General features: G+C 49.7%; 26 protein-coding genes. 3 read left to right on the forward strand and 23 right to left on the reverse strand.

Annotated elements, in window-relative coordinates:
- Positions 1 to 26: 26 nt before the first annotated feature.
- The 3 genes from E0698_RS22410 to E0698_RS22420 all read right to left on the reverse strand — a co-directional run bounded on the left by E0698_RS22410 (position 27) and on the right by E0698_RS22420 (position 2530).
- Positions 27 to 1319, reverse strand: coding sequence for an ABC transporter substrate-binding protein (locus E0698_RS22410; RefSeq protein WP_192512935.1), 1293 nt, complete (start codon positions 1317 to 1319; stop codon positions 27 to 29).
- A 241-nt stretch (positions 1320 to 1560) separates the two neighbouring features.
- Positions 1561 to 1785: a small acid-soluble spore protein Tlp gene (tlp, locus tag E0698_RS22415; RefSeq protein WP_192512936.1), complete on the reverse strand. Its 225-nt coding sequence runs from the start codon at positions 1783 to 1785 to the stop codon at positions 1561 to 1563.
- A 118-nt stretch (positions 1786 to 1903) separates the two neighbouring features.
- On the reverse strand, positions 1904 to 2530 hold the full coding sequence (locus tag E0698_RS22420) for an alpha/beta hydrolase (protein ID WP_192512937.1): 627 nt from the start codon (positions 2528 to 2530) through the stop codon (positions 1904 to 1906).
- 221 nt (positions 2531 to 2751) lie between these two features.
- Here E0698_RS22420 and E0698_RS22425 point away from each other — a divergent pair, with 221 nt between their 5' ends.
- Together E0698_RS22425 and E0698_RS22430 are read left to right on the forward strand one after the other, a co-directional pair.
- Positions 2752 to 3063, forward strand: coding sequence for an autorepressor SdpR family transcription factor (locus E0698_RS22425; protein ID WP_134911168.1), 312 nt, complete (start codon positions 2752 to 2754; stop codon positions 3061 to 3063).
- Positions 3060 to 3716 (forward strand): SdpI family protein, encoded by a 657-nt coding sequence (locus tag E0698_RS22430; RefSeq protein WP_192512938.1) that lies wholly within the window; start codon positions 3060 to 3062, stop codon positions 3714 to 3716. Before E0698_RS22425 ends, E0698_RS22430 begins: the two co-directional genes overlap by 4 nt.
- Positions 3717 to 3781: 65 nt before the next feature.
- Here the strand turns inward: E0698_RS22430 and E0698_RS22435 are convergent, their stop codons facing one another.
- The 12 genes from E0698_RS22435 to purM all read right to left on the reverse strand — a co-directional run bounded on the left by E0698_RS22435 (position 3782) and on the right by purM (position 15130).
- Complete coding sequence (locus E0698_RS22435; protein ID WP_149096219.1) at positions 3782 to 4606, reverse strand: aldo/keto reductase; 825 nt, start codon at positions 4604 to 4606, stop codon at positions 3782 to 3784.
- Positions 4607 to 4651: 45 nt separating this feature from the next.
- Entirely contained in the window at positions 4652 to 4945 is a 294-nt protein-coding gene (locus tag E0698_RS22440; RefSeq protein ID WP_134911171.1) for a putative quinol monooxygenase, read from the reverse strand.
- Positions 4946 to 5305: 360 nt separating this feature from the next.
- Positions 5306 to 6541 (reverse strand): serine hydrolase, encoded by a 1236-nt coding sequence (locus tag E0698_RS22445; protein WP_192512939.1) that lies wholly within the window; start codon positions 6539 to 6541, stop codon positions 5306 to 5308.
- A gap of 187 nt (positions 6542 to 6728) precedes the next feature.
- The gene (locus E0698_RS22450; RefSeq protein ID WP_192512940.1) at positions 6729 to 7154 is read right to left on the reverse strand and encodes an OsmC family protein; all 426 of its coding nucleotides are present in this window, start codon (positions 7152 to 7154) and stop codon (positions 6729 to 6731) included.
- Positions 7155 to 7207: 53 nt separating this feature from the next.
- A complete protein-coding gene (locus E0698_RS22455; RefSeq protein WP_192512941.1) occupies positions 7208 to 7954 on the reverse strand; it encodes an amino acid ABC transporter ATP-binding protein in 747 nt (248 codons plus the stop codon).
- Between the two features lie 17 nt (positions 7955 to 7971).
- Positions 7972 to 8619 carry an amino acid ABC transporter permease gene (locus E0698_RS22460; protein WP_044647019.1) on the reverse strand — a complete coding sequence of 216 codons (648 nt, stop codon included), beginning with the start codon at positions 8617 to 8619 and terminating at the stop codon, positions 7972 to 7974.
- An 84-nt stretch (positions 8620 to 8703) separates the two neighbouring features.
- Positions 8704 to 9543, reverse strand: coding sequence for a transporter substrate-binding domain-containing protein (locus E0698_RS22465; protein ID WP_192512942.1), 840 nt, complete (start codon positions 9541 to 9543; stop codon positions 8704 to 8706).
- A 106-nt stretch (positions 9544 to 9649) separates the two neighbouring features.
- Complete coding sequence (locus E0698_RS22470; protein WP_192512943.1) at positions 9650 to 10336, reverse strand: TetR/AcrR family transcriptional regulator; 687 nt, start codon at positions 10334 to 10336, stop codon at positions 9650 to 9652.
- A 127-nt stretch (positions 10337 to 10463) separates the two neighbouring features.
- Positions 10464 to 11729 (reverse strand): phosphoribosylamine--glycine ligase, encoded by a 1266-nt coding sequence (gene purD, locus E0698_RS22475; RefSeq protein ID WP_192512944.1) that lies wholly within the window; start codon positions 11727 to 11729, stop codon positions 10464 to 10466.
- A 90-nt stretch (positions 11730 to 11819) separates the two neighbouring features.
- On the reverse strand, positions 11820 to 13367 hold the full coding sequence (purH, locus tag E0698_RS22480) for a bifunctional phosphoribosylaminoimidazolecarboxamide formyltransferase/IMP cyclohydrolase (RefSeq protein WP_192512945.1): 1548 nt from the start codon (positions 13365 to 13367) through the stop codon (positions 11820 to 11822).
- Positions 13368 to 13475: 108 nt separating this feature from the next.
- A complete protein-coding gene (purN, locus tag E0698_RS22485) occupies positions 13476 to 14090 on the reverse strand; it encodes a phosphoribosylglycinamide formyltransferase (RefSeq protein WP_192512946.1) in 615 nt (204 codons plus the stop codon).
- Entirely contained in the window at positions 14090 to 15130 is a 1041-nt protein-coding gene (gene purM / locus E0698_RS22490; RefSeq protein ID WP_044647013.1) for a phosphoribosylformylglycinamidine cyclo-ligase, read from the reverse strand. The genes purN and purM overlap by 1 nt, the downstream gene beginning before the upstream one ends.
- Positions 15131 to 15248: 118 nt before the next feature.
- Here purM and E0698_RS22495 point away from each other — a divergent pair, with 118 nt between their 5' ends.
- Positions 15249 to 15503, forward strand: coding sequence for a hypothetical protein (locus E0698_RS22495; protein WP_192512947.1), 255 nt, complete (start codon positions 15249 to 15251; stop codon positions 15501 to 15503).
- Between the two features lie 375 nt (positions 15504 to 15878).
- Here the strand turns inward: E0698_RS22495 and purF are convergent, their stop codons facing one another.
- The 8 genes from purF to purE form a co-directional block, all read right to left on the reverse strand.
- The gene (purF, locus tag E0698_RS22500; protein WP_192512948.1) at positions 15879 to 17360 is read right to left on the reverse strand and encodes an amidophosphoribosyltransferase; all 1482 of its coding nucleotides are present in this window, start codon (positions 17358 to 17360) and stop codon (positions 15879 to 15881) included.
- Positions 17345 to 19588, reverse strand: coding sequence for a phosphoribosylformylglycinamidine synthase subunit PurL (purL, locus tag E0698_RS22505; protein WP_192512949.1), 2244 nt, complete (start codon positions 19586 to 19588; stop codon positions 17345 to 17347). The genes purF and purL overlap by 16 nt, the downstream gene beginning before the upstream one ends.
- A complete protein-coding gene (gene purQ, locus E0698_RS22510; protein WP_192512950.1) occupies positions 19566 to 20255 on the reverse strand; it encodes a phosphoribosylformylglycinamidine synthase subunit PurQ in 690 nt (229 codons plus the stop codon). Before purQ ends, purL begins: the two co-directional genes overlap by 23 nt.
- A gap of 4 nt (positions 20256 to 20259) precedes the next feature.
- Entirely contained in the window at positions 20260 to 20505 is a 246-nt protein-coding gene (purS, locus tag E0698_RS22515; protein ID WP_013308797.1) for a phosphoribosylformylglycinamidine synthase subunit PurS, read from the reverse strand.
- 58 nt (positions 20506 to 20563) lie between these two features.
- Positions 20564 to 21445 (reverse strand): phosphoribosylaminoimidazolesuccinocarboxamide synthase, encoded by an 882-nt coding sequence (locus tag E0698_RS22520; protein WP_192512951.1) that lies wholly within the window; start codon positions 21443 to 21445, stop codon positions 20564 to 20566.
- 803 nt (positions 21446 to 22248) lie between these two features.
- A complete protein-coding gene (purB, locus tag E0698_RS22525; RefSeq protein ID WP_192512952.1) occupies positions 22249 to 23547 on the reverse strand; it encodes an adenylosuccinate lyase in 1299 nt (432 codons plus the stop codon).
- Positions 23548 to 23549: 2 nt separating this feature from the next.
- Complete coding sequence (purK, locus tag E0698_RS22530) at positions 23550 to 24725, reverse strand: 5-(carboxyamino)imidazole ribonucleotide synthase (protein ID WP_192512953.1); 1176 nt, start codon at positions 24723 to 24725, stop codon at positions 23550 to 23552.
- Entirely contained in the window at positions 24722 to 25207 is a 486-nt protein-coding gene (purE, locus tag E0698_RS22535; protein WP_134911187.1) for a 5-(carboxyamino)imidazole ribonucleotide mutase, read from the reverse strand. Before purE ends, purK begins: the two co-directional genes overlap by 4 nt.
- Between the last annotated feature and the right edge of the window lie 138 nt (positions 25208 to 25345).

The raw sequence follows: 25345 nt of genomic DNA on the forward strand, positions 1-25345 counted from the left end.
AATCTCACTCCCTTTCCTGTTGAGGTCTATCTCAATTCATCTGCCAGCTCATGCAGCACCGTGGCCGGATCTTCGCCATTCAGCAGTGTTCGGTAAAGTATTTTATTGCGAACTGCACTGGCGATATCAGGCGTTTTCGGTCCGATATGCACCGCATTGATCTCATCTTTTACCTCAATGAGCGTATCAAAAATATTCGTTCCGAAATAATCCGTAAACTTATTCTTCGCTTTGACTTCCGGCATCGTCCATACTTCACTGCGGATCGGATCAAAGCCGAGCTGCTTCCAAATCTCTACATTCCCTTGCTTGGACAGCTTGGCAAAAGCCAGAAAGCGCATCGCCAGATCCTGATGTTTCGATTGGTTCGTGACCACCGTACCGGTTCCGCCCATCCCCGCTGAACGAGAGCCGCCTTTTTCCCACGCTGGCAACGGTCGGATGATGATTTTCCCTTTCAGGTCAGGCATGTAATCCGTAAAACGTCCCATATACCACATCGGCATCCACACCGAAGCGGCTCCGCCTTTGTTCATAAACCCGTAGTATTCCTCCATATGGTGTCCACCGCCCGGAGCGGGAATGGCGATTTTGTCCTTCACCATCTGCTGGAGAAATTCAAGTGTTTTAATATTCGTTTCGTTATCCAACGTCAGTTCACCCTTTTCATCCAGGAAATCCGATTTTTGCTGGGAGATCATCGGCCAGTAATTCCACAGGTCATTCGTTTCCACGGTCGCCATCGGCTTGCCCGTCTTCGCCAGCACTTGCTTACCCGCCGCAGCATAATCTGCCCATGTCACAATAGAATCCGGGTTTACCCCCGCCTGATCCAAAATTTCTTTATTGTAATACATCACTTCGGCTCCGACATGAAAATCAATACCGTAATACTTCCCGTCCTTACCGTAAATCTGTACTCTGGAAGGCACAATGTTTTTCATCTCCGGGTCAATCACCGGATTGAGCGGAACCAGCTGCGGTATCCCTTTGAGGAAATTACCGATCTTGTTCACCTCGATATCCGCAATATCCGGTGCCCCTACCCCTGATTGCAACGCAATCGACAGCTTGCTGTGGTGGTTATCATATGGAAATGTATTCGCTTTCAAAATAATCGGTTCATCAGGGTGCAGTTGGTTCCATTGGTCGGCCATTTGCAGAAAAAACTTCTCATGCAGTTCATTAAACGTCCACAATACCAATTCTGTTCCCGGCCCATCCTTTTCGTCGGCCTTGCCAGAACAGCCTTGCAGCAGTCCAGCCAGCAGAACCACCGCCATGAGCATCAACGCCATGCTTTTTCTTCGCAGCAGCATATCCTTCCCCCTTCGCATGATGAAAAGATGATTCCTTAAAATGATTGCGCTTTCTTTTCTATTTAACATCAAGCCAAATTAGTTTACAAGAACATTATTTATAAGAAATTCATTTTTAGCGCAAAACTAGCGTCTACATTGCATTATAGGGGGAAATTGAATTGAATGGGGATATGATGATTTTTGCATAAAAAAGCGACCCGGCTCCAATTAAAACTCGGAGTGGGTCGCGCCCTTCTACCTATTCTTGGGAATGTGCTGCCTCGTCCTTAACTTCCTCACGAAACGATCTAATACTTTCTTTACGACGATCATTCTTTTCTTCGATCTGCTTACGCTCCTCGTTGCTGATTTCAGAGGAAAATTCGTTGAGATATCCTTCAGCTTCATGCAGGTTCTGCTGTGTATTCTGGATACTTTGTTGCAAATGTTCAACATTATCGGCTCGATTATCTGGTTTTGCCATTTCGTTTGTCTCCTCCTAATAATGGGATCGCTCACTGGAGCGCTAATCCGTAGCTTGATCGTTATCGGATCATTTTATGCATTCCTGCGCCATTATTAATGAAACGGAGTAACTTCTATTATTTTTCCAGGTCATTCAGGACAAAATGCTCTGCAAACCACTTGCCTGCGGCTTCGGCCTCGGTACGGGTCAATTGGTGACCATTGCGTTCCCAATGTGCATCTACCTGCGCGCCTGCGCCTTCCAGCAAGGTTTGCAGTTCACGGGATTCCGCAACCGGAACAATCGGGTCATTTTCACCGGAAGACAGGAAGACAGGAACACCATTCAAGTCTGGCAGATTCAATCCACGCAGCGGCACCATCGCATGGTGCAAAATAGCTCCACGCAGTGCCTTGGCATCGTGAAAGAGCATGCTGGCCGCTATGTTCGCCCCATTGGAATAGCCAAGAGCCACAACGTTGTTGCGGTCAAAATCGTATTGCTCCGCAGCCGTATCCACAAATTCACTCAGTTCCTTGGTACGGAATACGAGATCCTCGATGTCGAACACCCCCTCTGCCAAACGACGGAAGAAACGCGGCATCCCATTTTCCAACACATTTCCCCTTACTCCTAATACAGACGCTCCCGGCGCTACCAAATCAGCCAAAGGGATCAGGTCTTGTTCGTTCCCGCCTGTACCGTGCAACAGCAAAATAACCGGGGCCTGCGGATGATTTCCTTTACGGAATACGTGTTTCATATACATCCTCCTCTAATTTTTATTTTAAATTAAGATTCTTATTTTTGATATAAATTAATTATAACGAACTTCCCGACCTTTTACAATCGAAATCAGCAAACCTGCTCTAAACCTTTTTTCTAAAATGATGTATTTATCCGTTGACAAGTATCATAGCTCTATTTTACTATTGTATTAGATATTTAGAATATTATCTAAATATCTAAAGGAGGAAATGGATTTTGAATGATGCCTTCAAAGCTTTAGCTGATCCGACCCGGCGTAAAATATTACAGCTCTTGAAAGAGAAAAGCATGAGCGCAGGCGAAGTGGCTGAGCATTTTCAAATCAGCAAGCCCAGCATATCCCACCATCTGAATATCTTGAAGCAAGCTGGGCTAGTGCTGGATGAGCGACAGGGGCAAAACATTATTTACACCCTGCATACGACGGTTGTCGCGGATGTCATCGGTTGGATGTTCAGCATTGCCCACTCCGATGCCCCTGCGAAACAAAATGCGAATGACATCAAGGATACGGAGGAATCTGAATGAAATCTCGAATGAAATGGAGCTTTACAGATGTTTTGACGACTTTGATTGCCTTATCACCTGCTATAGGCGCTTTACTGCTGTATAACCAGCTTCCCGATGTGCTGGCCTCTCATTTTAGCTTTGACAATACAGCAGACGGGTATATGAGTAAAAACAGTTCTATTCTCATGCTGGTGCTGTTGGGGCTGGTGCCTTTGCTCCTTCGGCTATCCCGCTACATGGACCCTAACAGAGCAAATTTCTCGAAATTTGCTAAAGCCTATGAGGTTACGCGTGTAGGCACTTCGCTCATTCTCGCTATAGCCGGTTGGGGAATGCTGCTGTATAACCTGAATTATCGGTTGCAGATGGTTACAATCATTTATGGAGTGCTGGGCCTGATGCTGCTGGTGCTCGGTAATTATTTGACTCAGGTACAGCCAAACTATGCCTTCGGTATCCGCACGCCGTGGACTTTGTCTAACCCGGAGGTATGGCGTAAAACGCACCGTTTCGGGGGCCCTATGATGATGCTCGGTGGTGCTTCGGGTTTGGTGGCGGCATGGGTCGATGGAGTGGCGGGAACGATCATTTTTCTCACTGGACTGGTTATATCCGTCGTCACCCCCATACTCTATTCCTTCCTCCTTTATCGCAAATTAAATCAAAAGTAGGGATAAACAAAGAACCTCCAAAACCACGATACACGTGGAATTGAAGGTTCTTTTTCATTCTAAAACTAGAACAACAGCTTATCGGGATGAGTGCCCACACGCTCATCAAGATGAAGTGCGTTGATTCGGTTAATATCCTCTGCCGTCAGTTCAAAATCGAACAAATCAGCATTTTCACGGATACGATGTGCGGTTACAGATTTGGGAATCGTCACGATACCCCGATCCAGATGCCAGCGCAAAATAACCTGCGACGAGGTTTTGCCGTATTTGGCAGCAATCTCAACGATATCCGCTTGCTCGGTCAATTTACCCTTCATCAGTGGACTCCAGGATTCAAGCTGAATCTGGTGCTCCCGGCAGTATTGATGCAGCTCTTGCTGTGTCAGACGCGGGTGAAGCTCCACTTGGTTGATTGCAGGTACGATGTTGCTGTCTTTCAGGAGGTTTTCGAGGTGGTGAACTTGGAAGTTGCTGACTCCGATAGCGCGTACGCTTCCTTCTTCATACAGACGTTCAAATGCCTTCCAGGTTTCCTTGTACTTGTCCTTGCCAGGCCAATGAATGAGATACAGATCAATGATGTCCAGACCCAGTCGCTTACGGCTTTCATCGAAGGCACGCAGTGTTGAGTCGAAGCCCTGATCCTCATTCCACAGCTTGGTGGTAATGAAGAGTTTTTCTCTATCCGCCCCGCTGTCACGGATCGCTTGTCCAACCAATTCCTCATTGCCATAGATCGCCGCCGTATCAATGTGACGATAGCCCACCTCGATAGCTGTTTTAACTGCTTCGTAGACCTCATTGCCTTCCGCCTTGTACGTACCAAAACCCAGCCAAGGCATCTGAACTCCATTATTCAGTACAGTTGTATCCGCAATGTTCCCCATGTCTATCTCCTCCTGTTCCTGATTATGATTTAGAAAACGGGCTGATTACAATTTTGTTGCATCCTGAAAAGCATTGACTTGAAGCGGAGCAGCCAGCAATTCTTTAGCTGCGGCAACAAATGCCTGGAAATGGGCAGACTTGTTATGGAAATCTACAGCAGCCGCATCCTTCCACTCTTCAACCATGGTAAAAGCGTTGGGATCATTCAGATCCTGCATCAGCGTGTAGCGTACATTACCTTCTTCGGCTTGTGATGCGCTAATCAAACCCTTGGTTTGTTCCAGAAAAGCCTCCCTTTTTTCAGGTAAAACTTTCATATCAGCATGAATAATAATCATAATATTTTCCTCCTCACATTATGTAACTATTTCTATTATAGACCATTCATTCGACAGATTAAAAGTGCGGGCGTTCCTGTAATACAGTAAAATGGATCGTGTTGGAGAGAAAATCAGGCGATCGGCCCTCCTATATCTTGCTTGACAGCGGTGAATGCACGTGCGTTTTCAGACAAAACTAATCCTTTTCATATCCCTTTTAGTGCTGGTGGTCACCGGGCTGTTGGGATCATCCTTTCGATATATGCTCACCTCTGCCCTGTATGAATTCCCGCAGGCATCGTGACAGCCATTATTGGCGCACCGTACTATCTGTATTTGCTGTTACGGGAACGCAAGCAAAAAGGCAACGGGTAGGGGTTACATTTCCACCTGTACACCAATGCGCTGATTGATTTCTTTTCTGAACGATTCATCACGCAATAGCCGTTCTTTAAATTCATTCATCATATTTTGCAAGGAGGCATTCGTGAACGGGTCCAGGTCCTTAAAGAAGACCGCCATTTCCGTCGAATGTCCTTCCTTGTCCGTCGCATACATGGTCAGGGTGAGGACATATTCGGCAGATCCGCCCTTTTGTCCGGAATGTTGTAGCCATTCCTGATTTTCCGGATGATCCATCAGCTGCTCCATGACCTCAGACAATAATTTTTGCTCGGCTTTAGTAAAGCCTTGACGGCTATTCAGCTTACTCATCAAGGACGCATAATCCGCCGTCGTCGAAGCTATAAAACGTTCCGTATTCATTCGATCAAATTCCCGATCATACCATGTCGCGATAGCGGCATTTCTCTTATAAGAACCGCTCGTATCACGAGCCAGCTTGTTATGAATCATCTGGGCATGTTGGCGGAACTGCGCATCAGACATCGCTTGAACGGCTGCTTTGGCAGAATTGCTATACTTTGTACCATCCCATGCCCGTCCCTGGGTCTCTCTCATCCATTCATAAGGAATCAGAATGGAAGATACAAATGGATAAATCGGATCATGATCCTGGAGTCCCAGGTCAGATTTCGTTTGGTTAATCTCTTCCAAGCCCAGTCTGTCCATTAAATACTCGGTATTGGCATTGGAGCTAAACAGAATCATCCCTTTAGCGACTTCGCGCATAGACACGGTTCCGTTCTTCAACTGTCCTTTGGCTTCCATCTCCCTCAACCATGCCGGATGTGCGCCACCATTCAGACGCGGTAGATAGAATCGCTCCAGCGCAGTCAGCTTGATCCGTTCATCCGGGTTGATTGTACCTGCCGCCGCCTGCTTGGCATATTCCACCGCAATCACCGTCTTGACCGTACTCGCCAAGGGCATCATCCGGTGTTCCTCACGACCTGCCAGCTTCTTCCCATCCCTCAGAATCGTAATGGATGCTTTCTCTGGATGTTCCTCTAAAAAGCGCAGCACGCGATGGGCGCTATCCTGCTCAATCGTTTCCTCCTTAGCGACAGCTGCAATGGCAGTTGCGGGCCGAATAGTATCCGGGGTATTAGCCATTCTGTCCTGCTTCGATGATGGCAATCCCACAGCCATACCAATCACGATGAGTACCGCAGCCAAGCCCACCGCTATGATCACAAGCTGCTTTCGTTTCACTATATACCTCCCCCCGTATGCACTCAGCATACAGGTTTATTTTCCCATTTTTATACTTCAGTTTCTATTGTAAACGAAAACAAAGCACAAAAAGTTTCATTACATGTCATATTTGAAAATAAATTCAAAAAAGGAGAGCCTCCCTGCATATAACACAGGTTGACTCTCCTTCACTAACCTTCCACCCTTACGCTGGATGTGGTACCTCTGTTCCGTTTAGGACCAGGTGCATGCGAATCTCCGCTTTTAAGGAATCGGATACGGCACAATATTTTTCCTTACCCATCTGAATCGCTTTCCACACGCGGTAATCCGGAACATCGCCATCTACATGGAACGTCAGATCAATCGCTGTAAAGCCCTTCGGCATTTCTTCCTTACGCTCACCTTCTGCGTCAATATCAATACGGGTAATGTCCGACAGAAAACGATCCAAAATCATCGTAATATCAATGCCAATACATCCCGCCAGACCCGCCAGCAGCAGTTCCATCGGTGTCATGCCTTTGCCATCGCCGCCATAAGCTGCCGTAGCATCCATCCCAACGGAATAACCGGACGGTCCCTCCGAGGTAAACGCGCGTTTGCCGTGCCAAGTTGTAGATACTTTCATGTTCAAAGGCCTTCTTTCATCTTAATAATCTATAATCTGTTCTTATTCTCGCTTCAAAACTCACTGATTTGACGCAAAAATTTCTGTGTTCTCTCATGCTGGGGAGCCTCGAAAAACGCCTGTGGCGCAGCCTTCTCCAAAATCACACCATCCGCCATAAATACAACCTTGTCCGCCACCTCGCGGGCAAATTTCATTTCATGAGTGACGACGACCATCGTCATCCCGTCTTGGGCCAGCTCCCGCATAACGCCCAGCACCTCCCCTACCAGCTCGGGATCGAGCGCTGATGTAGGCTCGTCGAACAGCATAATCGCCGGGTCCATCGCGAGCGCACGCGCAATCGCTACCCGCTGCTGCTGTCCACCGGACAAACGCGCAGGATGAGCATCCTGCTTGTCCGACAAACCCACACGCTCCAGCAACCGCTGTCCGATGGACATGGCCTTGTCGCGCGGCATTTTTTTCACTGTCAGCAGCCCTTCAATGACATTGCCGATTGCTGTTTTGTGCGGATACAGATTGAATTGCTGAAATACCATCCCCGTCTGCCTGCGAATATCACGAATGGCAGCTTGCCGTGTACGGTGAGGAGCCGTAGCATTTACCTCGATCCCGTTCACCTCAAACTTGCCGGAAGACAATTCCTCCAGACCGTTCAGGCAGCGCAGCAAGGTGCTTTTACCCGAACCACTCGGGCCGAGCAACACTACGATTTCACGCGCGGCCACCTGAAAATCAATGCTTTTTAACACTTCCACCTGACCGAAGCGTTTACCCAAACCGCTTGTTGTTATCATCCTCTATCATCTCCACCTTAATAAGCTCGAGCCAGACGCTTTTCCACCCGCTCCAGTATAGCGGAGAACCCAATGCTCATGATCCAGTACATGATGCCAATTTCGAGCAAAAACGGCATATAGTGCAGATACTGTGCCTGTAAAAGCTGTGCCTGACGCATCAGCTCACTTACTCCAATCACCGAAACGAGCGACGTTTCCTTAAGCATACCGACAAATGTATTGCCCATCGGCGGAATCGCAATTCGCACGGCCTGCGGAAGAATGATGCGCCACATCGTTTGACCCGGTGACATTCCGGTTGCATAGGCCGCCTCGGTTTGACCCTTTGGCACCGCTAAAATAGCCCCACGAAACGTCTCCGATAAATACGCCCCTGTATTGATACTTAGTGCAAGACAAGCAGCCGTCAGCGAGCCGAACGATATTCCGTAATCATCCAGTCCATAGTAAATGACCGCAATCTGCACTAAAACTGGCGTTCCCCGAATGATAGATACATAACTGCGCGCCAGCCAACGAACCGGACGATTTCCCTTTAACCGGGCGACTGCCACCACCAAGCCGATCATAAGGCCAAATAGCATGGAAACAATCGTGATGTACAGCGTATAATAAGCGCCCTTCAATAAAAAAGGGACGTTCTCCCACATTAATTCAAGCATCGGTTATATTCCCTTCTTTCAGACGAGTGGCCCCATGTCAGCATGAAAGCCAGACCGGAGCCAGACGCCTGTAACAGGCTTACGTTATTCTTTCGGCTCCTCGCCGAACCATTTTTTGAAAATCGTTTTATAGGTGCCGTCTTCCTTCATTTCTTTCAGAGCCTTGTTCAAGGCTGCTTTAAGCTCAGGAGTATCCTTGTTAATAGCCACACCCGCTTGGTCGGATTTAATTGGCTCGCCTACCGCCTTAATCTGGAAGCCGTTTTTATCAACAATGGGCTTGAGCGCATACAAATTGTTGATTGTTGCGTCAATGCGACCAGAGTTCAGATCCTTCAAGGAAGTAATGACATCATCATACGTTTTAATCTCGAAATCGCCAACCTTCGGCAGCACTTCGTTACGCAGATAGGACTCATCATTTGTTCCCAAGCCGACACCAATCGTTTTGCCTTTAAAATCCTCCAGCTTGGTAATATCGTTTGTTTTGTTGTTTACGATAATATTTACATTGTTTGTGATATACGGCTCTGTGAAATCAATGACCTTTTCACGATCTGACGTAATCGTCACCTGGCTAATCACCGCATCGAATTTCTTCTTTTGCAGACTTGGAATGAGTCCCGAAAATTCTTGTGCCGTGAACTCCGCTTTGACCCCTATACGCTTCGCCAATTCATTCGCGATATCAACATCAAACCCGTCCAATTCCTTTTTATCGTTCAAAAAATTGTACGGCTGGTACGTACCCATCATTCCAACCTTGATCACTCCAGCCTTCTTGATTGCTTCGAGCTGATTGCCCGCTGCCGCCTCATTGCTGTTGGCAGCTTCCGGTTTCGTTCCACAAGCGCTCAGCACCAGACTGAACATGGCCAAAGCCATCAGTGTAGTTACCAGGAACCCTCTTTTACGTGTTTTCATGAATCGTTCTCTCCTGTCTGGATGTAAATGATTGAGTACATATGTGTATTTTGGCTCTATTATTCGCCTCTTACTGCCAATTCATGCGATGTGGACTCCCACACGCCTAGCCTTGACCCAACAGCCCGTAAAATTCAAAATTAGCCGCTTCTGCCGCCAATCGTTTAGCCGTTACCTGCGTAATGTTGTCATGTGTTCCCTCGGAACCGAATAGCCAGCGTGTAATAACACCTTCGATCATGCTCATGAGCAGCGCTGCCCGTAATTCGACATCCAATCCGGCGGGTAGCATGTTCAGCTCTATCGCCCGCTCCATATTGCGTCGAAAGGCCAGTTCCATCGCGATTCTCGTCTCCCGAATGCCCTGGCGTACCGGTTCATCAACACCGCTGCCGATCAGGAGTAATCCCATCAGATAGCGGTTCTCCAATGAAAAATCAAACAGACGGACAAACAGCGCTTCGGATGCTTTAACCATATCAGCCAGCGTGCCTGCATCACGGCGGTATCCTTGTCCTATTGCTGCCAGCAGTTGTTCGCGGCCTGTAGCGATAATCTCCAGTGCCAGCGCTTCTTTACTTTTAAAATGCCAATAAAACGTGCCTTGGGCCACTCCGGCCTCGACCACGATATCTGAAATCTTCGTTTGATGATATCCTTGCTCGGCGAATCGCTTCAATGCAATGTGAAGAAGCTGTGTTCTGCGATCGGTTTCGGCTGTTTCTTCTCCCGCGTGATCAACCAATGGTCCATTCGCGGCTGTCTCGGACTGCTTCGCCTTCCTTGGCTGCATGGGTTTCCTCCTCCCGATTGATCAGTCAGTCAGTTTTGTATTTTTAATCCTATAGGATAAGTATACTTTTGTCAAACGAAAAAAAGAGAACCTCCGAAGAGGTCCTCTCTATCTTGTAAAGACGCTTCTATAGCAGTGCTTTTGCCGCAATATCCGTACGGTTTTGCTTGCCTTCAAAGGTAATACGTGCCGCCTGTTCATACGCCTTGCCCCGTGCTTCGGCAATATCACGTCCCAAGCCGACCACGCCCAACACACGTCCGCCGTTTGTGACCCACTCGCCCTGTTCATTCATGCCTGTACCGGCATGAAACACGATAGCTTCATTCGCCTGATCCAGTCCGTGGATCGGCACCCCTTTGGCGTACGTACCGGGATAGCCCCCGGAAGCCAACACCACACATACCGCCGCTTCATCTTTCCACTCAATCTCTACCTGATCCAGCGTGCCATTCACAGCAGCCAGGAAAATATCAAGCAGATCAGATTTTAGCCGTGGCAGTACAACCTGCGTTTCCGGATCACCGAAGCGTGCGTTAAACTCAATCGTCTTCGGCTTACCGTCCGGAGAAATCATCAATCCCGCGAATAAAACGCCCCGGAACGGACGACCTTCAGCCACCATCGCTTTTGCCGTCGGCTTAATGATGGTCTCAATGGCCTCCTCAATAATCGAATCGGCTATATGCGGTAATGGGGAATACGTGCCCATCCCCCCCGTATTCGGCCCTTTGTCACCATCAAAAATAGGCTTATGATCTTGCGCCGCTGCCATCGGACGAACCGTTTCGCCATCCACAAAGGAAAGAATCGACATTTCCTGTCCTGCCAGAAACTCCTCGATCACAACCTGCGCCCCAGCTTCGCCGAACACCTTTGCTACCATAATGTCGGATAAAGCCTTTTCCGCTTCTTCCATTGAGTAGGCGACTGTGACCCCTTTGCCCGCTGCCAGTCCGTCCGCCTTAATGACCACAGGAATCGGCTGTTCCTTCAAATAGGCATGTGCTTCCTCATAGGTATAAAACTTGCGATAGGTCGCTGTCGGAATATGGTATTTGTGCAGCAGATCCTTCATGAAGATTTTGCTGCCTTCAATTTCCGCTGCATTTTTACGCGGTCCGAATACCGGAATGCCTTTCGCTTCAAAAGCATCCACAATACCGTCTGCCAGCGGATCATCGGGGCCAACTACAACAAGTCCGACCTTTTTGGATTCCGCCAGCTCTGTCAACGCGTTAAAATCACTCACCAGAATCGGTACGCACTCTGCCAACTGCCCAATGCCAGCATTGCCCGGCGCGCAGTAGATTTGTCCGGCCTTGGGGCTTTTTTTCAGTGCCCACACAATCGCATGCTCGCGGCCGCCCCCACCGATAACCAAAATATCCATTCAGGTGATTCCTCCCGCTCCCGTTATGGTGTCAAGATTTTGCAAAATCCTCGTGTGAGAGAATGCTGCTGCATTCTCAGCTAATACAAGCTAGTGTTTGAAATGACGCACGCCTGTGAAGACCATCGCAATGCCGTGTTCGTTAGCAACCTTGATGGATTCTTCGTCCTTGATGGAGCCGCCCGGCTGAATAACTGCCGTAATGCCTGCTTGGGCTGCCAGCTCCAGCGTATCGCCCATCGGGAAAAATGCGTCAGATGCCAGCACAGCACCTTTTGCTTTGTCTCCAGCCTGCTCGATAGCGATTTTAGCCGCTCCGACACGGTTCATTTGTCCCGCACCCACGCCAATAGTCATATTGTCTGCCGCCAGTACGATCGCATTGGACTTCACATGCTTAACCACTTTCCAGCTAAACAAAAGCTGTTTCAGTTCTTCCTCGGAAGGCGCACGATCTGTCACTACAGTAAGCGCGTCCGGGTCTACAGCGTGAATGTCGTTCTGCTGAACAACCATGCCGCCTTCAATCGAAGTAACTACGAAACGACTTTCAGCCTGTTCAGATGTGGATAACTCGCCCAGATCAAGCAAACGGATGTTTTTCTTTTTCGTCAAAATCTCCAGTGCTTCTTCCGTAAAGCCCGGTGCCTGTACAATTTCCAAAAAGATTTCGCTCAGCTTCTTCGCTGTATCGCCGTCAATAATCCGGTTAGCCGCTACGATGCCGCCAAAAATGGAAGTTGGATCAGCCGCATACGCCTTGCTGTACGCTTCATAAATGCTGCCGCCGATTCCCACGCCGCAAGGATTCATATGCTTAACGGCTACCACTGCTGGCTCGCTGAATTCTTTAACAATTTGCAGGGCCGCATTAGCATCGTTGATATTATTGTAGGACAGTTCCTTGCCGTGAAGCTGCTTCGCTGTCGTCAGTGTACCCTTGGCCGCCAACGGCTGACGGTAGAATGCTGCCTGCTGATGCGGATTCTCGCCATAGCGCAAATCCTGAATTTTTTCATAGGTTACCGTGTAACGCTCAGGCAAAGGCTCGCCTGTCACATTCGACAAATAATCGGAGATGAGCGCGTCGTATGAGGCTGTATGACGGAAAACCTTTGCTGCCAAACGCTTACGAGTATTCAGCTCGGTATCGCCATCCTTGCGGATTTCGTCCAGCACTGTACTGTAATCGTCCGCATCTACTACCACACTTACGAATGCATGGTTTTTTGCCGCAGAACGCAGCATAGTTGGACCGCCGATATCAATATTTTCAATCGCGTCCTCATAGGTTACACCGGGTTTGGCGATCGTTTCCGCAAAAGGATACAGATTCACAACGACCAGATCAATGTAATCCAGTCCAAGCTCCTTCATCTGACGCTGATGTTCCTCATTATCCCGAACAGCCAGCAGGCCGCTGTGTACCGCTGGATGGAGTGTTTTAACACGTCCGTCCATAATTTCAGGAAATCCTGTTACCTCTGAAATGCCGATGACAGGAATACCCTCCTTCGACAACAAGCTGCTCGTTCCCCCTGTCGAAACGATTTCCACACCCAATTTGGACAACTCGCGGCAAAATTCCACGATCCCCCGTTTATCTGATACGCTGACAAGCGCTCTTTTAATACTCACCATTTCTCCTCCTTTAGCTCTTTATCAATTTATTTCCCGAGAAATATCGGAAAATGCCTATACGGCATCCTTGATATGACAATGATATGACAAATTACAATCATCTCTTTAGAGAAGTGAAATCACCTTACGGCCATCCAATTGGATTTTGCCTTGAGCCAGTCTGCCAACCACCTCTGGATATAACTGACGTTCCACGGATTGAATGGCTGCGGATAAGGATTCCGCTGTATCATGGTCGTATACTTCTACGACACGCTGGGCAATAATTGCTCCGGTATCCATCCCCCCGTCCACAAAATGAACGGTGACCCCGCTTACCTTGACCCCATAGGCCAATGCCTGTCCAACAGCATCTTTCCCTGGAAATGCAGGAAGTAGCGACGGATGAATATTGATGATTTTTCCAGCGTAGGCATCGACCATGACGCTGGATAGCAAACGCATGTAGCCAGCTAACACGATGAGATCAATCGATTTCTGCTCCAGTAAAGCCACCAGTTCACGCTCATAGTCTTCTCGAGAAGGATATTCCTTGGGTCGAAAAGTATGGCACGCTATTCCGGCTTTCTGTGCTCTAGCTACGGCAGGAGCCGCAGGCTTGTCACAGATCAGCAGTTTCACCGTTGCCCCGCCCAGTTCTTCTCGCACAGCCGCATCCACCAATGACTGAAAATTCGTTCCTTCACCTGATGCAAAAACAGCAACCCGGTACTCGTTCATTACACCTCGGCTCCCGTAAAGGTCACAATAGAACTGCCTTCCGTTACTTTTCCGATCACATAAGCGGCTTCGCCCTGTTCTTTCAGAACTTCCAGTGCAGTCTGTGCATGCTCTTCGCCTACAACGATAACCATTCCAATTCCCATATTAAAGGTTGTGAACATATCTTTGTTGGAGATTGCACCTTTTTCCTGCATGAGCTGGAAGATCGGCAGAATCGGCCAAGCTCCGTATTCTATATCCACATTAACGTGATCCGGCAGCACTCTAGGGATATTTTCGATAAAACCGCCACCCGTGATATGCGCCATGCCTTTTACTTTTACCTTGTCCAGCAAAGCCAAAACGGATTTCACATAAATTTTCGTTGGCTCCAGCAGTACATCACCCAGTTTTCCGTTCAAGCCTTCGATTTCATCATGCAGACTGTATCCTTGCTGTTCCAATAACAGCTTGCGAACTAGCGAGAAGCCATTGCTGTGTACTCCGCTGGAGGCCAGTCCGATAACTGTATCTCCGGGAGCAATGGAACTGCCGTTAATGATCTTGCTTTTATCTACAATTCCGACCGTAAATCCGGCAATATCATATTCACCTTCGCTATACATCCCCGGCATTTCTGCTGTTTCACCGCCGACAAGCGCACAACCCGATTGATGGCAGCCCTCTGCGATTCCGGCAACAATAGCTTCGATTTTCTCAGGTATAACCTTGTCACAAGCGAGGTAATCGAGAAAAAAGAGCGGCTCTGCGCCCCCGACGACAATGTCGTTCACACACATCGCAACCGCATCAATACCAATGGTGTCATGACGATCCATCGCGAAAGCAAGCTTCAGCTTCGTGCCGACTCCATCCGTACCGGAAACGAGTACAGGCTCCTCGTACTTATCCTTATTCAGGCCGAACAACGCACCGAATCCGCCCAAATCCGTCAGCACTTCGGGACGGAAGGTACGTTTGACGTGCTTTTTCATCCGTTCTACTGCTTCATTACCGGCAGCGATATCTACCCCTGCGTTTTTGTATGCTTCGGACATTCATGAACACTCCTTCAAATGATTGACCCTCCTAAGTCCTCCCTAGTAGGGAGGATTCCATGGGGCTGCTCCCCCTGGACCCCTCAAGAGTCGGTCAGATGCGTAGGGTTGGTGTTGCTTGGTGATTGGTTCGTGCTGGGAGCCGCGTGTTATCCTTTCTATTCGCGGGCATAACCCGCGAATAGAAAGGATACGCTTTAGTGCGCGGCCGCCTTTCGCAGCGGCGGCCCGGCACATCCCGGGCTGTTTGCTTCGCAAAGGCGGGGATGTGCCGGGCAAAGAAGTGAGCAGCGCCAAGTGGCTGGCATACTTCTTTGCCCTCAGGTTTGAGGCAGGCAGCTTCGCCCAGCCTGCTGTACGGCTAGTCGCTTAGCGCGCACTGGCTGCTAAACTTCTAAGTGAACAGGTGGCTTTCTTGAGCTACCTGCCCCTTTAAAAACTCATGGCATGAAATAGTTATGCCATGAGTTTTTAACTACCTTACCTGTCCTCTTCCCGGTGGGAACCAGAGAGGTATAGGCACTGCTGCAAAAAGGATGCACATCTGAGGAACGGAGCGGGTGGAAGGATTCTGGACAAGCGAAGCGTTCACCTTTGCCGCTGGATTCCAACCCTGTAAGGGGTCATTTTAATCCAGGAATCCAGCGGCAACAGCGATCGTAAGAACCTTCCACTCGCGGAGTGGCCCCTCAGAACCGCCATCCCCACACCTGCCATGCACCGTTGTACCTCTCTTGTTCCCTTTTTCTCAACAACTACATCCGAGCTTTTCTTCGCCCTTGAAATCCACTTGAGTGGGATAATCATTATCGAAGCAGGCCAGGCACAAACCGCCTTTGTAATCCTCTTCGTTATATCCGCCTACAGCGGCGATCAAGCCCTCAGCGCTCATAAAATAGAGCGAATCGGCGTTAATCTCCTGACGGATTTCCTCGACTGTTTTGGACGACGCGATCAGTTCCCGGCGATCCGGCGTGTCGATGCCGTAGAAGCACGGGTTTTTGAAAGGCGGCGAGGTGATACGTACATGTACCTCTAGCGCCCCCGCATCCCGTAGCATATTCACGATTCGGCGGGATGTGGTGCCCCGCACAATGGAGTCGTCGATCATGATGACCCGTTTACCTTCGACAACGCGGCGTACGGCGCTCAGCTTCATTTTCACACCTTGCTCGCGCAGCTCCTGACTCGGTTGGATGAAGGTACGTCCGGTGTATTTATTTTTAATCATGCCCAATTCATAAGGAATACCTGTCTGCTCTGCATAACCAATCGCCGCAGAAATACTGGAATCCGGTACCCCGGTAACCAAATCAGCATCGACAAAAGCTTCCAACGCCATTTGGCTGCCCATTCTTTTACGTGCAGCATGAAGATTAGAACCATTCAAGTCACTGTCCGGACGGGCAAAATAAATATATTCCATCGCGCACAGTGCTTTACGATGCTTGCCTTCACTGTAACGGTCTTCGTGCAATCCATTTTTGTCCAACACCAACAGTTCACCCGGCTCGATATCGCGCAACAGCTCTGCTCCAATCGTTTCCAAAGCACAGGATTCGGAAGCAAACAAATATGCATCACCCAATCTGCCCATCGTCAACGGACGCAAGCCGTTAGGATCGGAAGCGACCAGCAGCTTGTCGTTGGTCATAATAAGAAAAGCAAACCCGCCGACAATACGCTTCAATGCATCTTTCGCAGCCTCCACTAAATCCTTGGACGATCGTGCGATCAAATGCGCAACGACCTCTGTATCGCTTGTCGTTTGAAAAATAGACCCGCCCTGCTCCAGCTCATGCCGGATTTGCAAGGCATTCACGATATTCCCGTTCGTCGCTACCGCTAGATCGCCATCACGATATTTGAAAACCAAGGGCTGTGCATTCGTCAGCTTACTGTCTCCACTTGTCGAGTAGCGCACATGTCCTATGGCAATATCGCCTGTCAGCGAAGCCATCAAATCTTTATTGAATACTTCTTTTACAAGACCCATTCCACGATGATAATGGAACTCGTCTCCACTGCTGACACAGATGCCCGCGCTTTCCTCCCCACGATGTTGGAGCGCATGCAATCCGTAATATGCTAGAGAAGCAGCATCGGAATGTCTGTACACCCCGAATACGCCGCATTCCTCTTTTAATTTATCAAACAGCCCCTCTTTACCAGAGCCTTCATTATAATAATCTCCAGTCCACAACGTCCGTGCTGTTATTTCATCAGACATGGAATGACATCCTCCCAGATTTGCTTCAAACTGGCGACTGCCTCGTTCAAAGCGGGTTGTCCGTTCACCTCAACTGTCAATTGTGATCCTTCAACTTTTCCTAATACGGTAACTGGCACTTCCAAACCACGCAGATGTGCTTCCAGCGCAGACGCTTTATCTGGCGATGCAGATAACAAAATGCGGGACTGACTTTCGCTAAACAAAGCATGGTCAGGACGCAAGGTCGTTTCTACGTTGACCTGTGCTCCCAATCCGCCGCTAATTCCAGATTCCGCAAGCGCTACAGCCAAACCGCCCTCTGCCAGATCATGCGCGGATTGTACCAAGCCTGATTGGATGGCGCTAAGCACCGCATTCAGCAGCTTTTTCTCCACGTTCAAATCCAGCTCAGGCGGTCGTCCTTCGGATACACCGTGTACGACAGCCTGAAACTCACTGCCTCCCAGCTCGGCCTTCGTTTCTCCCACCAGGAAAATCACGTCGCCTTCGGCTTTAAAACCTTGTGTCGTAATATGATCTGTATCATGTACCAGACCTACCATACCGACAACAGGCGTCGGATAGATGGAGCCTTTAGCATTTTCATTGTACAAGCTGACATTGCCCCCGATGACAGGTGTATCCAGTACACGGCAAGCTTCTGCCATACCGTCCACGGCTTTTTCCATTTGCCAGAAAATATCCGGCTTTTCAGGGTTACCGAAGTTCAGGTTATCCGTAATTGCCAACGGCTCGCCGCCGGAGCATACAATGTTACGCGCTGCTTCGCTGACTGCAATCCGTCCGCCTACCTCTGGATCAAGGTATACATAACGTCCGTTACAATCTGTCGTCATGGCGAGTCCCTTACGAGTTCCGCGCACAGTCACTACAGCTGCATCCGAGCCTGGACGAACGGCCGTGCTGGTGCGAACCATGTAATCATACTGCTCATATACCCATTTTTTACTAGCTACACTTGGCGAAGACAGTACCTTTTTCAGCGCACCGTTCAAATCCGTCACTTCTGCATAACGCAGTGTGTCAATGGTAGCGTTCTGCTCATAATAAGCAGGAACTTCGGAAGGCTTGTCGTAAATCGGACACTCATCCACCAGCGCTGTCACTGGCATGTCACCCACCACTTCGTCATGATGGAACAAACGCAAACGTCCGTCATCCGTCACCTTACCAACCTTGGCACAAATCACACCCCAACGCTCGAAAATTTCAAGCGCCTGTGCTTCATCCTTCGGTTCTACTACGAACAGCATGCGTTCCTGAGATTCAGACAGCATCATTTCATAAGGTGTCATACCCTCTTCACGCTGCGGTACCTGATCCAGATACAGCTCGAGACCGTTGCCAGCCTTACTCGCCATCTCTGCGCTGGAGCAGGTAAGTCCTGCCGCGCCCATATCCTGAATACCCAGCACAATACCGCTGTCGATCAGCTCTAGACATGATTCCATAACCAGCTTCTCCATAAATGGATCGCCTACCTGAACCGCCGTCCGATTCGCTTCGGATTCCTCGGTCAGCTCAACCGATGCGAATGTCGCTCCGTGAATCCCGTCACGGCCTGTCGGCGGTCCCACATAGAACACCGGGTTACCGACCCCTTTAGCAACACCACGCTGGATTTTATCATGGTCAATCAGTCCGACACACATCGCGTTGACGAGTGGATTGCCTTCGTAGCTTTCATCGAATACAACCTCGCCGCCGACCGTCGGAATACCGATACAGTTCCCATATCCGGCAATACCGGATACCACATGCTCGAACAAATATTTCACACGGTCGCTCTCCAGCTTGCCAAAACGCAGAGAATTCAGCACCGCCACAGGTCTTGCGCCCATGGAGAAAATATCACGGATGATGCCACCGACCCCTGTCGCTGCCCCCTGAAAAGGTTCCACAGCCGACGGATGGTTATGACTTTCGATTTTAAATACAACTGCCTGATTATCACCGATATCTACAATCCCTGCACCCTCACCCGGTCCCATCAGAACTCGTGGGCCACTCGTTGGAAAACGTCGCAGCAACGGCTTGGAGTTTTTGTAAGCACAATGCTCTGACCACATGACACTGAATACGCCTATCTCCGTATAGTTCGGCTGACGCCCCATGAATTCACAGATCAACGCATATTCGCTGTCCGACACACCCATCTGCTGATACAGTTTATGTTCGGCAACCTGCTCTGCCGTTGGTTCCTTAGCGGATACTTGCTGCGCCATGACGATCCCTCCAAGCGTTCAAAATAGATGTAAACATACGTTTGCCGTCATCCGTTCCAAGCAATGCGTCCACCGCGCGTTCCGGGTGGGGCATCATGCCCAGTACGTTACCTTGCTCATTACAAATCCCTGCAATATCCGTCACGGAACCATTAGGATTATCTTTATACTTAAATACAATCTGATTGTTCGCCTGCAAACGAGCCAGCGTCTCATCATCACAGTAATAGTTGCCTTCACCGTGGGCGATCGGAATAATGATCTTTTCACCAGCAGCGTAATCTTTTGTAAAAGGTGTTTGGTTGTTCGCAACCTGCAACACTGTATCCCGGCATAGGAATTTCATCGATAGATTACGGCGTAAAGCTCCTGGCAGCAGCCCAGCTTCGGTCAGAATTTGAAATCCGTTGCAAATCCCCAAAATATATTTGCCCTCGGCAGCCGCTTTGGCAACTTCCTTCATCACCGGTGCAAACCTGGAAATCGCGCCGCAACGCAGGTAATCCCCGTAGGAGAAGCCTCCTGGAACAAGAATACAATCATAAGGCGACAGATCCGTCGCAGTATGCCAAACATAATCGACAGGTTCACCGACCGTGTCCTCTACCGCCTTATAGCAGTCAATATCACAGTTGGAGCCCGGAAAAACCAGAACTGCAAATTTCATGGAATCAGCCCTCCAGTTCGTAGCGGTAGTCTTCAATGACCGTGTTGGCCAACAGCTTTTCGCACATCTCAATGATGCGCTTTTCAGCACTCTCGCGGTCTGTTGTATCCAGATTCAATTCCATATACTTACCAATTCTGACGCTGTCCACTTCTCCGAAACCCATAGAATGCAGTGCGCCTTGCACCGCAACCCCCTGCGGGTCCAAAACGCTTTGCTTAATCGTGACATAGACTGTTGCTTTCATCATGTTCCTTCAGTTCCTCCTCCGAATGAGTGAATCCTATTGGTTGAATTATGATTACTATTTACTGTGCCGTCAGACGCCGCCAAATATCCGTATATCTTGCAGTTGTTTCTTCTACGACCTCAGCAGGCAACGGATCGGGCTTGCTATTCTTGTCCCAACCGGATGATGCCAAATAGCTTCGTACCGGCTCCTTGTCCATGCTGTCAATCTCAACATCCAGCTCATACTTTTCCTGCGCCCAAAAACGGGATGAATCAGGAGTGAAAATTTCGTCTATTAAAATCACCTTACCGTTAACAAGACCAAACTCAAACTTGCAATCGGCTAAAATAATTCCCCGCTTCTCGCAGAAAGCACGTGCAAATTCGTACAACGCCAAGCTCTTTTCCTCAAGCTCACCTGTTAGTTCAACCCCGACCAGTTCTTTCATTTGGTGAAGGGAAATGTCCTCGTCGTGTCCAACATCATTTTTTGCAGCCGGTGTAAATAAAGGCTTGGGAAAACGCTCATTTTTACGCAGTCCCTCTGGCAATGAAATGCCGTTCACCTCACCGTTCTGCTCATACTGACGCCAGCCGCCTCCGGTAATATATCCGCGCACCACACACTCAATGTCGATGCGTTCAGCCTTCAGCGTGACCATGATCCGGTCCTTCAGCAATTCTTTATTTTGTTCGTCGATCACATGTCCGAGCTTGTTCACATCGGTATGCACGACATGGTTTTCCAACAAGTCCTTCGTCTGTTCAAACCAGAAAGCGCTGAGCTTATTCAGCACATTCCCCTTTTCGGGCACGGGTGGCTCCAGCACATAATCAAAGGCCGAAATCCGATCCGTCACGACAATCAGAAAATGCTCTCCGAGATCATACAGCTCACGCACCTTGCCTTTGTACAGCAACGGCGCATGGATTAGACCCTCGGCGGTAGACAATGACATTTCATTACACCTCTTTCAAAAGAGTATGGCCCCTCAAACCTTTGCCCCTCCTAAATCCTCCCCTCGGGGAGGACCCCCAGGGCTGCTGCCCTCGGGACTCCCGCAAGGGTTTGGCGCAGTGAGTGGGCGGGGCTGTTTATTGTAGCTGGGGTGGTGTGAGCGCGTTCCGCTGGATTAAGGCTTGTTGGCACAAGCTTTAATCCAGCAACGCTTTTACGTTGGTGCGAAGCGCTGTTTTTACGAGCGTTCGCTTCGTATCAGTGTTGAGCCCTCTAAGCTGCAATTCATATGCAGCTTACGGTTGTACCATGGCTCGGCGGCATGACATGCCGCCAAACCCTTCGGCCCGTGGCCGTAGCTCGGCACGTCATGCCGCCGAGCCTTCAGGCTTCGCCTGTCGTGCGCATATCTACGCATGCGCACTTATACGTTGGCTCAAGGCTTCGCTCCTTGAGCCTTGCGCGTTCTCGGGAGGGCTGCAGGCTGTTTGCTACGCAAATTCGGCAACCCTCACGAGAACGTTACTATGCGATAGAAAAGCAGTGGAACACGCTTTTCTATCGCTCTTTGGGGTGGTGCGGCATCTTATGTGCCGCACCGCCCCCTATTCCTGCTCCCACACGAAGGTTGGTGCTGGAAGCAGCGGAGCGGACAGAATCGTTCTGAAGAAGCGTCAGCGCTTGCCTTTGCCTCTGGATTCCAACCATTATCTGGTCTTATACAATCACAGGAATCCAGAGGCAACAGCAATCGGAAGAATGATCCGTTCGCGCAGCGGCCTCACCAAGCGCCCCCCCTCTCTCCTATTCCCCTAATCCCAGCTTTTTAAAGATCGTATCTACGTTTTTCAGATGCCATGCCGGGTTGAAAGCATCCTCGATTTCATCCGGGCTGAGCACAGCGGTAATTTCCGGAGTCGCCTCGACGATTTCGCGGAATTGACGCTGCTCTTCCCATGCCTGCATAGCACGCGGCTGCACGGTATCGTAGGCTTTTTCACGGCTATAGCCCTTGTCGATCAGCTTCGTCATAATACGGCCAGAGAACGGTACACCATACGTACGCGCCATATTGCGCTTCATATTTTCAGGGAATACCGTCAGGTTCTTCACGATATTGCCAAAACGGTTCAACATGTAGTTCAACAGCATCGTTGCATCCGGCAAAATGATACGTTCCACGGAAGAATGCGAAATGTCCCGCTCATGCCACAGTGTTACGTTCTCATACGCGGATACCATATGCCCGCGAATCACACGCGCCAGACCGGAAATATTTTCGCTACCGATTGGATTGCGTTTATGTGGCATCGCAGAGGAACCTTTTTGACCCTTCGCGAAGGCTTCTTCCACCTCACGGAATTCACTCTTTTGCAGCGCGCGGACTTCTGTCGCAAATTTGTCCAGCGATGTGGCTACCAGGGCCAATGTCGCCATGTATTCGGCATGACGATCACGTTGGAGCGTTTGTGTGGAGATTGGCGCAGGCTTGGTGCCCAGCTTGCGGCATACAAACTCTTCTACCGCTGGATCAATGTTAGCGTACGTACCGACTGCACCAGACATTTTACCGTATTCAACCTGGTCAGCCGCAAAACGGAAACGTTCCAAATTGCGCTTCATTTCCTCGTACCACAAAGCCATTTTCAGGCCAAACGTCGTCGGTTCAGCGTGTACCCCGTGTGTACGGCCCATCATCGGCGTATGCTTGTAAGCCAGTGCTTTTTCCTTCAAAATTTCAATAAAATTCAAGATATCGCGCTCTAGAATTTCATTCGCCTGCTTCAACAAGTAGCCCAGTGCGGTATCTACCACATCCGTGGAGGTCAGGCCGTAATGCACCCATTTGCGCTCATCGCCAAGGCTTTCGGACACTGTGCGGGTAAAAGCAATGACATCATGTCTTGTTTCCTGTTCAATTTCATAGATCCGGTCAATATCAAAGCTTGCGTTCTTACGCAGCGCCACAGTGTCCTCTTTCGGAATAACGCCCAATTCTGCCCAAGCTTCACAGGCACACAGTTCTACTTCCAGCCATGCTTTAAATTTATTTTCTTCCGTCCAAATCGCTCTCATTTCCGGTCTGCTATAGCGTTCGATCATAACTATTTATTCCCCCAAATATTGGTTTGTTCAATCCATTCCAGCGCTTGTTCCGCATCCTGGCACAGTAGATTCATATGTCCCATCTTTCGGCCTGGTTTGGCTTCGCTTTTTCCATACAAATGCAGCTTGGGCACAACATCCAATCTTTCAGCTTCGGCATCCGGCTGCACGAACCGTTGAACCACGTCCTCCAAATGCTCACCTAGCACATTGACCATAACGACCGGAGTCAGCAGCTTCGTGCTTCCCAGCGGCAAGCCGCAAATGGCACGTATATGCTGCTCAAATTGCGACGTTGCGCATCCCTCCATCGTGTAATGACCGGAGTTATGCGGCCTCGGTGCCAGCTCATTGACGTACAAATGTCCGTCTTCGGTAACGAACATTTCTACAGCGAGCAGACCCACCGCGCCTAACGACTCCGCCACAGCCAAAGCCAGCTTGCGTGCTTCTTCCTGCACGGATTGTGGCACGCGCGCGGGTACAATCGACGTGTGCAAAATATTGTTCACATGAATGTTTTCCGCAGGTGGGAAGGCTTTGGCTTCCCCGTTCGTGCTGCGTGCTACGATTACCGAGATTTCACAGCGAAAACGAATGAACTGTTCTAACACCAGTTCCGCACCGCTACCAACCAGCCCTTCATAAGCAGCTACGGCTTCCTCGGGTTGGCGAATAACCGCTTGTCCCTTGCCGTCATAACCGCCGACTGCTGTCTTGAGTACACATGGCACGCCCAACTCGGCTACCGCTTGAACCATATCGGCAGCGCTGCCGATTTCACGATACGGAGCGACCGGAACGCCAGCGGCTTCAATCGAGCGTTTTTCCCGTAACCGATGCTGTGTTGTGTACAACAAACGGCTGCCCTGCGGCACACTTGATTCCTGTTCCAAAAGCGCGGCTACACCCGCATCCACATTTTCAAACTCATACGTGATCACATCGCATCGCCCGGCCAACTCTCTGGCCGCATGTTCATCATCATAGGCAGCGAAAATCTGCTCTGACACCTGCCCGCACGGACTATCCGGTGTCGGGTCCAGCGTCACAAAACGGTATCCCATCTTTGCTCCCGCCAGTACCAGCATTCTTCCCAGCTGTCCGCCTCCCAAGAGTCCAATCGTTGTACCGGGAGGTCGAACACAGCCTGTGGGTTCACATGCCTCATTCATAGCGAGTCACTGCCTTCCAGCACCTCATCACGGATACGGTCGCGTCTTGCTTCGACCCGCTGACGCACTTTTTCATCAAAAGCACCCAATACTTGTGCTGCCAGCAGCCCTGCATTCGTAGCACCTGCTTTACCGATTGCCACAGTAGCGACCGGAATGCCTCCCGGCATCTGCACAATGGAAAGCAGGGAGTCCAGACCGTTCAGCGCCTTCGACTGGACAGGCACACCGATGACTGGCAATGTCGTCTTGGCCGCCACCATACCCGGCAAATGCGCCGCGCCACCCGCTCCGGCAATAATAACCTTCAGCCCGCGCCCGGCGGCTTCCTCTGCAAAACGAAACATCAGATCCGGCGTTCGATGGGCTGAGACCACCTTTTTTTCATATCCGATTTCAAGCTCGTCCAGCACTGCACATGCATGCTGCATGGTGTCCCAGTCCGATGTGCTGCCCATAATGACAGCGACCTGCACTGACATGTCCTTCACTCCCTGTTTATCAATAAGCGCCAAAAATCCGGCACTCGAAAATAACGTTATTTTCAAGACACCGGACTACGAAAAACAAACGACAAAGCCTCACAAAGGCATGCCAAAAGCAAGCCTGTTTCACCGCAA

Origin of the sequence: Paenibacillus sp. 23TSA30-6, assembly GCF_014858585.1 — a bacterium.
Classification (GTDB): Bacteria; Bacillota; Bacilli; order Paenibacillales; family Paenibacillaceae; genus Paenibacillus.

What these genes read in the sequence shown, in the direction of transcription:
- E0698_RS22410 (WP_192512935.1), bottom strand. Translation starts at nt 1,319, where the DNA reads ATGCTGCTGCGAAGAAAAAGCATGGCGTTGATGCTCATGGCGGTGGTT.
- tlp (WP_192512936.1), bottom strand. Translation starts at nt 1,785, where the DNA reads ATGGCAAAACCAGATAATCGAGCCGATAATGTTGAACATTTGCAACAA.
- E0698_RS22420 (WP_192512937.1), bottom strand. Translation starts at nt 2,530, where the DNA reads ATGAAACACGTATTCCGTAAAGGAAATCATCCGCAGGCCCCGGTTATT.
- E0698_RS22430 (WP_192512938.1), top strand. Translation starts at nt 3,060, where the DNA reads ATGAAATCTCGAATGAAATGGAGCTTTACAGATGTTTTGACGACTTTG.
- E0698_RS22435 (WP_149096219.1), bottom strand. Translation starts at nt 4,606, where the DNA reads ATGGGGAACATTGCGGATACAACTGTACTGAATAATGGAGTTCAGATG.
- E0698_RS22440 (WP_134911171.1), bottom strand. Translation starts at nt 4,945, where the DNA reads ATGATTATTATTCATGCTGATATGAAAGTTTTACCTGAAAAAAGGGAG.
- E0698_RS22450 (WP_192512940.1), bottom strand. Translation starts at nt 7,154, where the DNA reads ATGAAAGTATCTACAACTTGGCACGGCAAACGCGCGTTTACCTCGGAG.
- E0698_RS22455 (WP_192512941.1), bottom strand. Translation starts at nt 7,954, where the DNA reads ATGATAACAACAAGCGGTTTGGGTAAACGCTTCGGTCAGGTGGAAGTG.
- E0698_RS22460 (WP_044647019.1), bottom strand. Translation starts at nt 8,619, where the DNA reads ATGCTTGAATTAATGTGGGAGAACGTCCCTTTTTTATTGAAGGGCGCT.
- E0698_RS22465 (WP_192512942.1), bottom strand. Translation starts at nt 9,543, where the DNA reads ATGAAAACACGTAAAAGAGGGTTCCTGGTAACTACACTGATGGCTTTG.
- E0698_RS22470 (WP_192512943.1), bottom strand. Translation starts at nt 10,336, where the DNA reads ATGCAGCCAAGGAAGGCGAAGCAGTCCGAGACAGCCGCGAATGGACCA.
- purD (WP_192512944.1), bottom strand. Translation starts at nt 11,729, where the DNA reads ATGGATATTTTGGTTATCGGTGGGGGCGGCCGCGAGCATGCGATTGTG.
- purN (WP_192512946.1), bottom strand. Translation starts at nt 14,090, where the DNA reads ATGAACGAGTACCGGGTTGCTGTTTTTGCATCAGGTGAAGGAACGAAT.
- purM (WP_044647013.1), bottom strand. Translation starts at nt 15,130, where the DNA reads ATGTCCGAAGCATACAAAAACGCAGGGGTAGATATCGCTGCCGGTAAT.
- purF (WP_192512948.1), bottom strand. Translation starts at nt 17,360, where the DNA reads ATGTCTGATGAAATAACAGCACGGACGTTGTGGACTGGAGATTATTAT.
- purL (WP_192512949.1), bottom strand. Translation starts at nt 19,588, where the DNA reads ATGGCGCAGCAAGTATCCGCTAAGGAACCAACGGCAGAGCAGGTTGCC.
- purQ (WP_192512950.1), bottom strand. Translation starts at nt 20,255, where the DNA reads ATGAAATTTGCAGTTCTGGTTTTTCCGGGCTCCAACTGTGATATTGAC.
- purS (WP_013308797.1), bottom strand. Translation starts at nt 20,505, where the DNA reads ATGATGAAAGCAACAGTCTATGTCACGATTAAGCAAAGCGTTTTGGAC.
- E0698_RS22520 (WP_192512951.1), bottom strand. Translation starts at nt 21,445, where the DNA reads ATGTCATTGTCTACCGCCGAGGGTCTAATCCATGCGCCGTTGCTGTAC.
- purB (WP_192512952.1), bottom strand. Translation starts at nt 23,547, where the DNA reads ATGATCGAACGCTATAGCAGACCGGAAATGAGAGCGATTTGGACGGAA.
- purK (WP_192512953.1), bottom strand. Translation starts at nt 24,725, where the DNA reads ATGAATGAGGCATGTGAACCCACAGGCTGTGTTCGACCTCCCGGTACA.
- purE (WP_134911187.1), bottom strand. Translation starts at nt 25,207, where the DNA reads ATGTCAGTGCAGGTCGCTGTCATTATGGGCAGCACATCGGACTGGGAC.